An 11,618-nucleotide genomic window follows, 5' to 3' on the forward strand; every position below is an offset into this window, starting at 1 on the left:
GTGGCTGACAAATGGTCTGCCGGTAAATCTGTAGATTTTTGCTGGCCTCATCGCTGGCAAGCCAGCTCCCACAGGTGCAGTGCATGCCGTCCCTGTGGGAGCTGGCTTGCCGGCGATTGGCGTTCAGCCACGCAACATCGGATACAGCTCTTTGAGCAGTTTGCGCCGGCTGATCACCAGCTGCCAGCGATGTCCGCCCAGCTGTCGCCACAGGCGCGCGGCGCGAATGCCGGCGAGCAGCAGGGCGCGAATCTTCGAGGCATTGCTCGGCTGTTGCAGGTGGCGCATGTCGCCGTGTACCTGGATGCGCTGGCGCAGGGTGCTCAGGGTGTCCTGGTACAGGGCGCCGCTGGAAGCAATGACGTTTTCATGCACCAGGCCGAAATGCTCGGCCTGGGACTGGATTTGCGGCAGGCGGTTGCCGATCACATCGAGCATGTCGCCGCGCTTGGCCAGCTGACGCTCCAGGCCGAGCATCGACAGTGCATAGCGCAGCGGCTCGCGCTGCAGGCTGCCCGGGTCGCGTTCCAGGGCGCTGGCCAGGGCGCGGTAGCCGTCACGCAGGTTGAGGTCGTCGCCGCCGAACACCTCCAGGGTGTCCTTGGGGTCGCGCACCAGCAGGCTGCCGAGCATGCAGCCAAGGTTGGCCTCGCTGGCCTGGCCGGTGCGGGCGATACGGTCAACCAGCACCGCGGCCTGGAACACGCCACCCAAGGCAATCAACTGCTCTTGCATGGCATTCATGCGCGCGCGCTCCACGGCTCGGCGGTTTCGATCACGCCGCCGCCGAGGCAGATTTCGCCGTCATAGAACACCACCGACTGGCCTGGCGTCACCGCCCGCTGTGGCTCGTCGAACACCGCGCGGTAGCCACTTGCGGTCTGTTCCAGGGTGCAGCCCTGATCGCTTTGGCGGTAGCGCACCTTGGCCGTCAGGCGTCGAGGGCTGGACAGGTCGATGGGGTTGACCCAGAAGATCTCCGACGCCAGCAGGGCGCGCGAGAACAGCCACGGGTGTTCGTTACCCTGGCCGACCACCAGCACGTTGCGGGTGAGGTCTTTCTCCAGTACGTACCACGGCTCGTCACCGGCGTCTTTCAGGCCGCCGATGCCCAGGCCCTGGCGCTGGCCGATGGTGTGGTACATCAGGCCGTGGTGACGACCGATGACTTCGCCGTCGGTGGTCTGGATCTCGCCCGGTTGCGCCGGCAGGTACTGCTTGAGGAAGTCGCTGAAGCGGCGCTCGCCGATAAAGCAGATGCCGGTGGAGTCTTTCTTCTTCGCCGTGGCCAGGCCGTGTTTTTCGGCGATGGCGCGTACTTCGGGTTTTTCCAGTTCGCCGACCGGGAATAGCGTGCGGGCGATTTCCTTGCCGCCGACCGCGTGCAGGAAGTAGCTCTGGTCCTTGTTTGGGTCCAGGCCCTTGAGCAGTTCGGTGCGGCCATCAGTGTCGCGGCGGCGCACATAGTGGCCGGTGGCGATCAGGTCGGCGCCGAGCATCAGGGCGTAGTCGAGGAAGGCCTTGAACTTGATTTCGCGGTTGCAGAGGATGTCCGGGTTCGGCGTGCGTCCGGCCTTGTATTCGGCCAGGAAGTGCTCGAAGACGTTGTCCCAGTACTCGGCGGCGAAGTTGGCGGTGTGCAGCTTGATGCCGATGCGGTCGCACACGGCCTGGGCATCGGCCAGGTCTTCGCGGGCGGTGCAGTATTCGGTGCCGTCGTCCTCTTCCCAGTTCTTCATGAACAGGCCTTCCACCTGGTAGCCCTGCTCCATCAGCAGGAGGGCGGAGACGGAAGAGTCCACGCCGCCGGACATGCCGACGATAACGCGTGTCTTTTCGGGTTCGTAAAGTGCTGGACTGGTCATAGGTACCGGCTGTGTATCTGGAAAAAGACAACGATTCTATCAGGCTGCGGCCTTCAAGGCATCGTTGCTGTCAGTCGCGGATCAACGCCAGGCTGTGCAGCGGGCCGGCCAGGTAGTCGTCGATGCAGCGCGGTACCAGCTCGCTGCGCCAGCGCTCGGGGTCGGCCAGCAGCTCCTCGCGGCTCAGCCACACGGCACGGACGATGTCGCTGTCCAGGGCGCGCTCGGGATGGTGCTTGAGCGGGCGCGCGGCGAAGCAGATGCGCTGGTAGGTCACACCATTGCTGGGGGCGGTATAGAGGTAGATGCCGACCAGGCCGGTCAGCTCGACCTCCCAGGCGGTTTCTTCGAGGGTTTCGCGCAGTGCGGCGTCGAGCAGGCTTTCGTTGGCCTCGAGGTGGCCGGCGGGCTGGTTGAATACGTGCTTGCCGGCCTTGAGCTCCTCGACCATGAGGAAGCGGCCCTGGTCTTCGATGAGGGTGGCGACGGTGATGTGGGGTTGCCAGGTCATGTTCTGGATCCTTGGGTGATTTCTCGGGCCCTATCGCTGGCAAGCCAGCTCCCACAGGATCACCGCTGACCGTGTGGGAGCTGGCTTGCCAGCGATAGGGCACTGCCGTAGTCCGGAAAAGCGAAAGCCCCGGTGCGTGGCCGGGGCTTTCGATGTTACGTCAAGCGAACCTTACAGTGCGGCAATCGCGCTGTTGAAGGTCTGGCTCGGGCGCATCACTTTGCTGGTCAGCTCGGCATCCGGGTAGTAGTAACCACCGATGTCAGCCGGCTTGCCCTGAACGGCGTTGAGCTCGGCGACGATGGTCGCTTCGTGCTCGGCCAGGGCTTTTGCCAGTGGCGCGAAACGCGCTTGCAGGGCGGCGTCGTCGCTCTGGGCGGCCAGGGCCTGGGCCCAGTACAGGGTCAGGTAGAAGTGGCTGCCACGGTTGTCGATACCGCCGACCTTGCGCGCAGGGGACTTGTTGGTGTCCAGGAACTGGCCGGTGGCCTGGTCCAGGGTCGCCGCCAGTACCTTGGCTTTCGGGTTGGTGTAGGCAGTGCCCAGGTGCTCCAGGGAAGCGGCCAGGGCCAGGAACTCGCCCAGGGAGTCCCAGCGCAGGAAGTTCTCTTCAACCAGCTGCTGTACGTGCTTGGGTGCCGAACCGCCGGCGCCGGTTTCGAACAGGCCGCCGTTGTTCATCAGCGGCACGATCGACAGCATCTTGGCGCTGGTGCCCAGCTCCATGATCGGGAACAGGTCGGTCAGGTAGTCGCGCAGTACGTTGCCGGTAACCGAGATGGTGTCCTGGCCGGCGCGGATGCGCTGCAGGGAAACCTTCATGGCCTCGACAGGCGACAGGACGCGGATGTCCAGGCCAGCGGTGTCGTGGTCTTTCAGGTACTGCTGGACCTTCTCGATCAGCACGCCGTCGTGGGCACGCTGAGGGTCGAGCCAGAACAGCGCCGGGGTGTTGCTGGCGCGGGCGCGGTTGACGGCCAGTTTGACCCAGTCCTGGATCGGTGCGTCTTTGGTCTGGCACATGCGGAAGATGTCGCCGGCTTCGACTTCCTGGGACAGCAGCAGGTTGCCCTTGCCGTCAACCACACGGATCACGCCGTCGGCCTTGGCCTGGAAGGTCTTGTCGTGGGAACCGTACTCTTCGGCTTTCTGCGCCATCAGGCCAACGTTCGGCACGCTGCCCATGGTGGTCGGATCGAAGGCGCCGTGTTGCTTGCAGTCTTCGATGACGGCCTGGTAGATGGTGGCGTAGCAACGATCCGGAATGACGGCCTTGGTGTCTTGCAGTTGGCCTTCGGTGTTCCACATCTTGCCCGAGTCACGGATCATCGCCGGCATCGAAGCGTCGACGATGACGTCGCTCGGCACGTGCAGGTTGGTGATGCCCTTGTCGGAGTTGACCATGGCCAGGGCCGGGCGGACGTCGTAGACGGCTTTGATGTCCGCTTCGATCTGCGCCTGCTGCTCGGCCGGCAGCGCCTTGATACGGGCGTACAGGTCGCCGATACCGTTGTTCAGGTTGAAACCGATCTGCTCCAGTACTGCGGCGTGCTTGTTCAGCGCGTCCTGGTAGTACTCGGCAACGATCTGGCCGAACATGATCGGGTCGGAGACCTTCATCATGGTGGCTTTCAGGTGCACCGACAGCAGCACGCCCTTGGCTTTGGCATCTTCGATCTCGGCGGCGATGAACTTGCGCAGCGCCTTGGTGCTCAAGACTGCGCAGTCGACGATTTCACCGGCCTTGACCGCGGTTTTTTCTTTCAGAACGGTGGTGTTGCCGTTCTTGTCCAGCAGTTCGATGCGCAGGCTGTCATCGGCGTCGATCAGCGCGGCTTTCTCGCTGCCGTAGAAGTCGCCCTGGCTCATGTGTGCCACGTGGGACTTGGAGTCGGCAGCCCAGGCGCCCATCTTGTGCGGGTGCTTGCGTGCGTAGTTCTTGACCGACAGCGGGGCGCGACGGTCGGAGTTGCCTTCACGCAGGACCGGGTTCACGGCGCTGCCCTTGATGCGGTCGTAGCGAGCCTTGGCTTCTTTCTCGGTATCGGTAGCGGCGGCTTCAGGGTAATCAGGAATGTTGAAGCCCTTGGCTTGCAGTTCCTTGATCGCGGCCTTCAGTTGCGGAACCGAGGCGCTGATGTTCGGCAGCTTGATGATGTTGGCTTCTGGTGTGGTTGCCAGTTGGCCCAGTTCTGCCAGATGGTCGGCCACTTGCTTGTCGGCGCCGAGCTGTTCAGGGAAGGCAGAAAGGATACGGCCGGCCAGAGAGATGTCCCGGGTTTCTACGGCGATGTCGGCGCAAGCGGTGAAGGCTTCGATGACGGGGAGCAGTGAATAGGTGGCGAGGGCGGGGGCTTCGTCGGTGAAGGTGTAGATGATCTTGGATCGGGTGGGCATATTCGGGTTAACTCTCTGTTTTGCTGAGCGTGCGCAGAATCTCGAGGTGCGCAGGGTAGGCGCTTCGCTCAGACACATCCATGAGCAGAAGGTCGAAGATTCTGGGCGGTGATGGTGGATTGCATCAGTCGAGTGTCAAACGGCTGAACTGCGGTAACAGCCCAGTCTTGTCGGGGCCGCAGGTCTCGTTTCAGACGGTTCGCCCCCAGTGACCCTTTGGTCACCGGGCGAGTATACCAAAGCCTTGGTCGTATTGATCAAGATCAACCCGTCGCAGGGGCTTTTTTAGACCAAAGATGTAGGCGTTGCTGCCCTATCGCAGGGCATTTGCGCACGTGGTTCCCGTTGCCGTTCAACTGGGGTACGCTCAGGGGATCCAGATGACGAACCACACCAAAAAAAACGGAGTGCAGCATGGGATACCAGAAAATCAAGGTTCCGGCAGTCGGCGACAAAATCACCGTCAATGCGGACCATTCTCTCAATGTTCCTGATAATCCGATCATCCCGTTCATCGAAGGCGACGGCATTGGCGTAGACGTCAGTCCCGTCATGATCAAAGTGGTTGATGCTGCTGTAGAGAAAGCCTATGGGGGCAAGCGCAAGATTTCCTGGATGGAAGTCTACGCCGGTGAAAAAGCCACCCAGGTATACGACCAGGACACCTGGTTGCCCCAGGAAACCCTCGATGCGGTGAAGGACTACGTCGTCTCCATCAAGGGTCCGCTGACCACCCCGGTCGGTGGTGGTATCCGCTCCCTCAACGTTGCCCTGCGCCAGCAGCTGGACCTGTATGTCTGCCTGCGCCCGGTGGTGTGGTTCCAGGGCGTGCCAAGCCCGGTGAAAAAGCCGGGTGACGTCGACATGGTGATCTTCCGCGAAAACTCCGAAGACATTTATGCCGGCATCGAATGGAAGGCCGGTTCGCCGGAAGCGACCAAGGTCATCAAGTTCCTGAAAGAAGAAATGGGCGTCACCAAGATCCGTTTCGACCAGGACTGCGGCATCGGCATCAAGCCGGTCTCCAAGGAAGGCACCCAGCGCCTGGTGCGCAAGGCCCTGCAGTATGTGGTGGACAACGACCGCAAGTCGCTGACCATCGTGCACAAGGGCAATATCATGAAGTTCACCGAAGGTGCCTTCAAGGACTGGGGCTACGAAGTGGCCAAGAACGAATTCGGCGCCGAGCTGCTCGATGGCGGCCCATGGATGAAGTTCAAGAACCCGAAAACCGGCCGTGAAGTCATCGTCAAGGACGCCATCGCCGACGCCATGCTCCAGCAGATCCTGCTGCGCCCGGCCGAATACGACGTGATCGCCACCCTCAACCTCAACGGTGACTACCTGTCCGACGCCCTGGCGGCGGAAGTCGGCGGCATCGGTATTGCCCCGGGCGCCAACCTGTCCGACACCGTGGCGATGTTCGAGGCCACCCACGGTACCGCGCCGAAGTACGCCGGCAAGGACCAGGTCAACCCGGGTTCGGTAATTCTCTCGGCCGAGATGATGCTGCGTCACCTGGGCTGGACCGAGGCGGCCGACCTGATCATCAAGGGCACCAACGGCGCCATCGCCGCCAAGACCGTGACCTACGACTTCGAGCGCCTGATGGACGGCGCGACTCTGGTCAGCAGCTCCGGTTTCGGTGATGCCTTGATCAAGCACATGTAAGCGGCACAAGAAAACCGGCCAGTCCTTGCGGGCTGGCCGGTTTTCTTTTGTCTGATCGCCGGCTCAGGCTTCAGTCGTTTGCGGGCTGGGGGTGGGGGAGGCTGTGGTTGGTGCGGTCGCATTCTCGATTTTGACCGCATGCAAGCCTTTGGGGCCCTGGATGATCTCGAAGCTGACGGATTGTCCGGCTTTCAGGGTTTTATAACCTTCCATCTGGATAGCCGAGTAGTGTGCGAACAGATCCTCTGTTTTCCCGTCTTCATTGATGAAGCCATAGCCCTTGGCGTTGTTGAACCACTTGACTTTACCGCTTGCCATCCTCATATCCCTCTGCAAAGGACTCCATCACTGGAGTATCATCCACTCCATCCGCATATGAACCTGCGAAAATTCTGGTTGACTGCGCGGATCTTTATCGACCACGGTGGGTTCTTATTGGTTGTAACACCGTTTTGCCGATAGTCAAGGTGAGGTGACGGCTGTCCCGCGTCGCCTGTGCGGTCAACCCATAAACCAACCTGTCGAAATGATGAAATTCTTTCCATGCATGCACATAGCCAGATTCGACTAACATTCAATCAGGATCGCCCGCAATCGCATGAGGACGATGGTTCTGGCCTGGCGGTACAGGAGGCCAAACCGGCCCTGCAGGCGCCACCCATGTACAAGGTGGTTTTGTTTAACGATGACTACACACCGATGGATTTCGTCGTCGAAGTGCTCGAGGTGTTTTTTAACCTGAATCGCGAGCTGGCGACCAAGGTCATGCTGGCCGTCCACACAGAAGGACGGGCAGTGTGCGGATTGTTTACCCGTGACATCGCCGAGACCAAGGCCATGCAGGTCAACCAATACGCAAGGGAAAGCCAGCATCCGCTACTCTGTGAAATCGAGAAGGACGGTTAATCGCCGGCCACTTGGGTATGAGGTGAAGCTATGTTAAACCGCGAGCTCGAAGTCACCCTCAATCTGGCCTTCAAGGAGGCACGCTCGAAACGTCATGAGTTCATGACCGTCGAGCACCTGCTGCTGGCACTATTGGATAATGAGGCCGCCGCGACCGTTCTGCGCGCCTGCGGCGCAAACCTCGACAAACTCAAACACGACCTGCAGGAGTTCATCGACTCCACCACGCCGTTGATCCCCGTGCACGACGAGGACCGCGAAACCCAGCCAACCCTGGGCTTCCAGCGTGTACTGCAGCGCGCAGTCTTCCATGTCCAGAGCTCGGGCAAGCGTGAAGTCACCGGTGCCAACGTGCTGGTTGCGATTTTCAGCGAACAGGAAAGCCAGGCCGTGTTCCTGCTTAAACAGCAGAGCGTGGCCCGCATCGACGTGGTCAACTACATCGCCCACGGCATCTCCAAGGTGCCTGGCCATGGTGAACACTCCGAGGGCGAGCAGGACATGCAGGACGAGGAAGGCGGTGAAACGTCATCCTCGGGCAATCCTCTGGATGCCTATGCCAGCAACCTCAACGAACAGGCCCGTCAGGGGCGCATCGATCCGCTGGTCGGTCGCGAGCTCGAAGTCGAGCGCGTGGCGCAGATCCTCGCCCGTCGGCGCAAGAACAACCCGCTGCTGGTCGGTGAGGCCGGTGTCGGTAAAACCGCCATCGCCGAAGGCCTGGCCAAGCGTATCGTCGACGGCCAGGTGCCGGACCTGCTGGCCCACAGCGTGGTCTACTCCCTGGACCTGGGCGCCTTGCTGGCCGGTACCAAGTACCGCGGTGACTTCGAGAAGCGCTTCAAGGCGCTGCTCAACGAGCTGCGCAAACGTCCGCAAGCGATCCTGTTCATCGACGAGATCCACACCATCATCGGTGCCGGTGCGGCTTCCGGTGGGGTAATGGACGCCTCCAACCTGCTCAAGCCGCTGCTGTCTTCGGGTGATATCCGTTGCATCGGTTCGACCACCTTTCAGGAATTTCGCGGCATCTTCGAAAAAGACCGGGCCCTGGCGCGGCGCTTCCAGAAGGTCGATGTCAGCGAGCCATCGGTGGAAGACACCGTGGGCATCCTGCGCGGGCTCAAGGGGCGGTTCGAGAGCCACCACAACATCGAGTACAGCGATGAGGCCCTGCGCGCCGCTGCCGAGCTTGCAGCGCGCTACATCAATGACCGGCACATGCCCGACAAGGCCATCGATGTGATCGACGAGGCGGGTGCCTACCAGCGCCTGCAGCCGGTGGAAAAGCGGGTCAAGCGTATCGACGTGCCGCAAGTCGAGGACATCGTCGCCAAAATCGCGCGGATTCCGCCAAAACACGTGACCAGTTCCGACAAGGAGCTGCTGCGTAACCTGGAGCGCGACCTCAAGCTCACGGTGTTCGGTCAGGATGCGGCGATCGATTCGCTGGCGACCGCCATCAAGCTGTCCCGTGCCGGCCTCAAGGCGCCGGACAAGCCTGTCGGTTCGTTCCTGTTTGCCGGCCCTACCGGGGTGGGTAAAACCGAAGCGGCGCGGCAGCTGGCCAAGGCCCTGGGTGTCGAGCTGGTACGCTTCGACATGTCCGAGTACATGGAGCGGCATACCGTTTCGCGTCTGATCGGTGCGCCTCCGGGCTACGTCGGTTTCGACCAGGGCGGCCTGCTCACCGAAGCCATTACCAAGCAGCCGCACTGCGTGTTGCTGCTCGACGAGATCGAGAAGGCCCACCCGGAAGTCTTCAACCTGCTGCTGCAGGTGATGGACCACGGTACCCTGACCGACAACAACGGGCGCAAGGCGGACTTCCGTAACGTCATCGTCATCATGACCACCAACGCCGGTGCTGAAACCGCTGCGCGGGCCTCGATCGGCTTCACCCAGCAAGATCATTCCTCCGATGCAATGGAAGTGATCAAGAAGAGCTTCACGCCGGAGTTCCGCAACCGCCTGGACACCATCATCCAGTTTGGCCGCCTCAGCCACGAGACGATCAAGAGCGTGGTGGACAAGTTCCTCATCGAGCTGCAGGCGCAACTGGAAGACAAGCGCGTGTTGCTGGAGGTAAGCGATGCGGCGCGCAGTTGGCTGGCGGCCGGTGGCTACGATGCGCAGATGGGCGCGCGGCCAATGGCGCGGCTGATCCAGGACAAGATCAAGCGGCCGTTGGCCGAGGAGATCCTGTTCGGCGAGCTGGCCGAGCATGGCGGTGTGGTGCACATCGACATCCGCGATGGCGAACTGGTGTTCGACTTCGAGACCACGGCTGAGATGGCGTAAGGCAGGCTGGGGCTGCTATGCAGCCCATCGCTGGCAAGCCGGCTCTCACACAATCCCTGTGGGAGCTGCGGTGCGGCGACCCGACTTGCCAGCGATGCTTTTCCAGAGCCAACAAAAACGCCCGGCATTTAGCCGGGCGTTTTCGTTGGTGTCGCTTAGCGGGCGCGGTAGGTGATGCGCCCCTTGCTCAGGTCGTAGGGCGTCAGTTCGACGCGGACCTTGTCACCGGTCAGAATACGAATGTAGTTCTTGCGCATCTTTCCGGAGATGTGCGCGGTAACGACGTGCCCATTTTCCAACTCCACACGGAACATGGTGTTGGGCAGGGTGTCGACGACAGTGCCTTCCATTTCGAAGCTGTCTTCTTTCGACATGCAGTAAAGCCCTCGGTGTCCAGTTAATGGCCCGGTGCACAGCTGCGCCAGGCAAAAAAAGTGGCGTGCATTGTGCCCGAAAAATGGGCCTCAAGCCAATGATTTCAGTTCAACGTCACCCAACGCTGATTGATCAACAGCTCGATGGGGCGGTACTGGGTCTTGTAGTTCATCTTTTTGCAGTTTTTGATCCAGTAGCCGAGGTAGACCGCGTCCAGGCCCAGGCGCAGGGCTTCGGTGATCTGCCAGAGGATGGCGAAGCGGCCCAGGCTGCGCCGTTCTTCGTCCGGCTCGTAGAAGGTGTATACCGCCGAGAGGCCGTTGGGCAGCAGGTCGGTGACCGCCACGGCGAGCAGGCGGTCTTCCAGGCGGAACTCGTAAAAGCGCGAAAATGGCAGGTCGCGGACCAGGAAGGTGGAAAACTGGTCACGGCTGGGGGGGTACATGTCGCCATCGGCATGGCGCTGCTCGATGTAGCGCCGGTAAAGCTCGAAATATTCCTCTTTGAATGCCGGGCGGCCAGCGTTGACGGTGAGGTCGGCATTGCGCTTGAGGATGCGTTTTTGCTGGCGGTTGGGCAGAAAGCGTGCAGCCGGGATCCGCGCCGGCACGCAGGCGTTGCAGTTCTGGCAATGCGGGCGATACAGATGGTCGCCGCTGCGCCGGAAGCCCATTTCCGACAGGTCTGCGTAAACGTTGACATCCATCGGCTGGCTCGGGTCGAGAAACAGCGTGGTGGCTTGTTCGTCTGGCAGGTAGCTGCAGGAATGGGGTTGAGTGGCATAAAACTTCAACCGCGCCAGCTCTGTCATGATCAACCCCTCGGGAGGTGCTTTTGTTTTAAGTGTAAGCCAGCTGGAAAAACTCGCCTAGCAAACCCAGCTGGCGCTGCTGGGCTGGTCGAGATAACGCTGAAGGTAGTCGGCAAAAGTGGCCCGGGCGATGGCGCGGGCGCCGAGGCTGTGCAGGTGGTCGGTAGGCATCTGGCAGTCAATCAGGACAAATCCTGCCTGTTGCAGATGCTCGACCAGGGCCACGAAGCCGACCTTGGAGGCATTGTCGGCGCGGCTGAACATCGACTCGCCGAAAAACAGCCGGCCCATGGCCAGGCCGTACAGCCCGCCCACCAGTTCACCGTCGCGGCGCACCTCGACCGAATGGGCAAAGCCCTGCTGGTGCAGTTTCAGGTAGGCCGCCTGCATGCTGTCGGTGATCCAGGTGCCGTCGGCGTAGTCGCGGGGGGCGGCGCAGGCGTTGATGACAGCGGCAAAGTCCTGGTCGAAGCTGACCTGGTAGTGACCCTGGCGGATGAGCTTGCGCAGCGAGCGCGACACGTGCAATTCGTCGGGAAACAGCACGGTACGCGGGTCGGGCGACCACCAGAGGATCGGCTGGCCGTCCTGGTACCAGGGGAAGCAGCCGTGGCGATAGGCCTGCACCAGGCGTTCGGCGCTCAGGTCGCCGCCGGCGGCGAGCAGGCCGTTGGGGTCGCGCAGGGCTTTGTCCAGCGGCGGAAAGGTGAGGGTGTCGCGGCTCAACCAGGTCAGCATCGTGGTCCAGTGATGGAAGAGGGGAGGGCACCCAGCATGGCCT

The 11,618-nt window shown here is 61.6% G+C and carries 11 protein-coding genes; 3 read left to right on the forward strand and 8 right to left on the reverse strand.

All coding sequences use genetic code 11. The annotated features are described in order from the left end of the window. Positions 1 to 123: 123 nt before the first annotated feature. From hflD to LOY45_RS09520, 4 genes are all read right to left on the reverse strand, one after another. Entirely contained in the window at positions 124 to 744 is a 621-nt protein-coding gene (gene hflD, locus LOY45_RS09505) for a high frequency lysogenization protein HflD (RefSeq protein WP_045201395.1), read from the reverse strand. Further along, entirely contained in the window at positions 741 to 1,865 is a 1,125-nt protein-coding gene (gene mnmA, locus LOY45_RS09510; protein ID WP_010226758.1) for a tRNA 2-thiouridine(34) synthase MnmA, read from the reverse strand. The genes hflD and mnmA overlap by 4 nt, the downstream gene beginning before the upstream one ends. A 70-nt stretch (positions 1,866 to 1,935) precedes the next feature. Continuing rightward, positions 1,936 to 2,376 carry an NUDIX hydrolase gene (locus tag LOY45_RS09515; protein WP_134063337.1) on the reverse strand — a complete coding sequence of 147 codons (441 nt, stop codon included), beginning with the start codon at positions 2,374 to 2,376 and terminating at the stop codon, positions 1,936 to 1,938. A gap of 171 nt (positions 2,377 to 2,547) precedes the next feature. Further along, positions 2,548 to 4,773: an NADP-dependent isocitrate dehydrogenase gene (locus LOY45_RS09520; protein WP_115087760.1), complete on the reverse strand. Its 2,226-nt coding sequence runs from the start codon at positions 4,771 to 4,773 to the stop codon at positions 2,548 to 2,550. A 414-nt stretch (positions 4,774 to 5,187) separates the two neighbouring features. On the opposite strand from LOY45_RS09520, the gene icd reads away from it, so the two are divergent. Continuing rightward, positions 5,188 to 6,444 (forward strand): NADP-dependent isocitrate dehydrogenase, encoded by a 1,257-nt coding sequence (gene icd / locus LOY45_RS09525; RefSeq protein WP_123567421.1) that lies wholly within the window; start codon positions 5,188 to 5,190, stop codon positions 6,442 to 6,444. Between the two features lie 63 nt (positions 6,445 to 6,507). Here the strand turns inward: icd and cspD are convergent, their stop codons facing one another. Continuing rightward, complete coding sequence (gene cspD / locus LOY45_RS09530) at positions 6,508 to 6,762, reverse strand: cold shock domain-containing protein CspD (RefSeq protein WP_134063333.1); 255 nt, start codon at positions 6,760 to 6,762, stop codon at positions 6,508 to 6,510. A 225-nt stretch (positions 6,763 to 6,987) separates the two neighbouring features. Between cspD and clpS the strand changes: the two genes are divergently transcribed. Further along, positions 6,988 to 7,350 (forward strand): ATP-dependent Clp protease adapter ClpS, encoded by a 363-nt coding sequence (gene clpS / locus LOY45_RS09535; RefSeq protein ID WP_009400967.1) that lies wholly within the window; start codon positions 6,988 to 6,990, stop codon positions 7,348 to 7,350. A 30-nt stretch (positions 7,351 to 7,380) separates the two neighbouring features. Beyond that, a complete protein-coding gene (clpA, locus tag LOY45_RS09540) occupies positions 7,381 to 9,651 on the forward strand; it encodes an ATP-dependent Clp protease ATP-binding subunit ClpA (protein ID WP_115087757.1) in 2,271 nt (756 codons plus the stop codon). A 155-nt stretch (positions 9,652 to 9,806) separates the two neighbouring features. On the opposite strand, the gene infA is transcribed toward clpA, so the two are convergent. From infA to aat, 3 genes are all read right to left on the reverse strand, one after another. After that, positions 9,807 to 10,025 carry a translation initiation factor IF-1 gene (gene infA, locus LOY45_RS09545; RefSeq protein WP_002553999.1) on the reverse strand — a complete coding sequence of 73 codons (219 nt, stop codon included), beginning with the start codon at positions 10,023 to 10,025 and terminating at the stop codon, positions 9,807 to 9,809. 104 nt (positions 10,026 to 10,129) lie between these two features. Continuing rightward, positions 10,130 to 10,837, reverse strand: a complete 708-nt coding sequence (locus LOY45_RS09550; RefSeq protein ID WP_115087849.1) for an arginyltransferase — start codon at positions 10,835 to 10,837, stop codon at positions 10,130 to 10,132. Between the two features lie 57 nt (positions 10,838 to 10,894). Then, entirely contained in the window at positions 10,895 to 11,575 is a 681-nt protein-coding gene (gene aat / locus LOY45_RS09555; RefSeq protein ID WP_233674853.1) for a leucyl/phenylalanyl-tRNA--protein transferase, read from the reverse strand. Positions 11,576 to 11,618: the final 43 nt, after the last annotated feature.

This window comes from Pseudomonas wadenswilerensis, from assembly GCF_024749185.1.
Lineage (GTDB): Bacteria > Pseudomonadota > Gammaproteobacteria > Pseudomonadales > Pseudomonadaceae > Aquipseudomonas > Aquipseudomonas wadenswilerensis.

Excerpts from the sequence above, each read along its gene's own strand:
- hflD (WP_045201395.1), bottom strand. The coding sequence starts at position 744 with ATGAATGCCATGCAAGAGCAGTTGATTGCCTTGGGTGGCGTGTTCCAG.
- cspD (WP_134063333.1), bottom strand. The coding sequence starts at position 6,762 with ATGGCAAGCGGTAAAGTCAAGTGGTTCAACAACGCCAAGGGCTATGGC.
- LOY45_RS09515 (WP_134063337.1), bottom strand. The coding sequence starts at position 2,376 with ATGACCTGGCAACCCCACATCACCGTCGCCACCCTCATCGAAGACCAG.
- LOY45_RS09520 (WP_115087760.1), bottom strand. The coding sequence starts at position 4,773 with ATGCCCACCCGATCCAAGATCATCTACACCTTCACCGACGAAGCCCCC.
- LOY45_RS09550 (WP_115087849.1), bottom strand. The coding sequence starts at position 10,837 with ATGACAGAGCTGGCGCGGTTGAAGTTTTATGCCACTCAACCCCATTCC.
- icd (WP_123567421.1), top strand. The coding sequence starts at position 5,188 with ATGGGATACCAGAAAATCAAGGTTCCGGCAGTCGGCGACAAAATCACC.
- mnmA (WP_010226758.1), bottom strand. The coding sequence starts at position 1,865 with ATGACCAGTCCAGCACTTTACGAACCCGAAAAGACACGCGTTATCGTC.
- clpS (WP_009400967.1), top strand. The coding sequence starts at position 6,988 with ATGCATGCACATAGCCAGATTCGACTAACATTCAATCAGGATCGCCCG.
- infA (WP_002553999.1), bottom strand. The coding sequence starts at position 10,025 with ATGTCGAAAGAAGACAGCTTCGAAATGGAAGGCACTGTCGTCGACACC.
- clpA (WP_115087757.1), top strand. The coding sequence starts at position 7,381 with ATGTTAAACCGCGAGCTCGAAGTCACCCTCAATCTGGCCTTCAAGGAG.
- aat (WP_233674853.1), bottom strand. The coding sequence starts at position 11,575 with ATGCTGACCTGGTTGAGCCGCGACACCCTCACCTTTCCGCCGCTGGAC.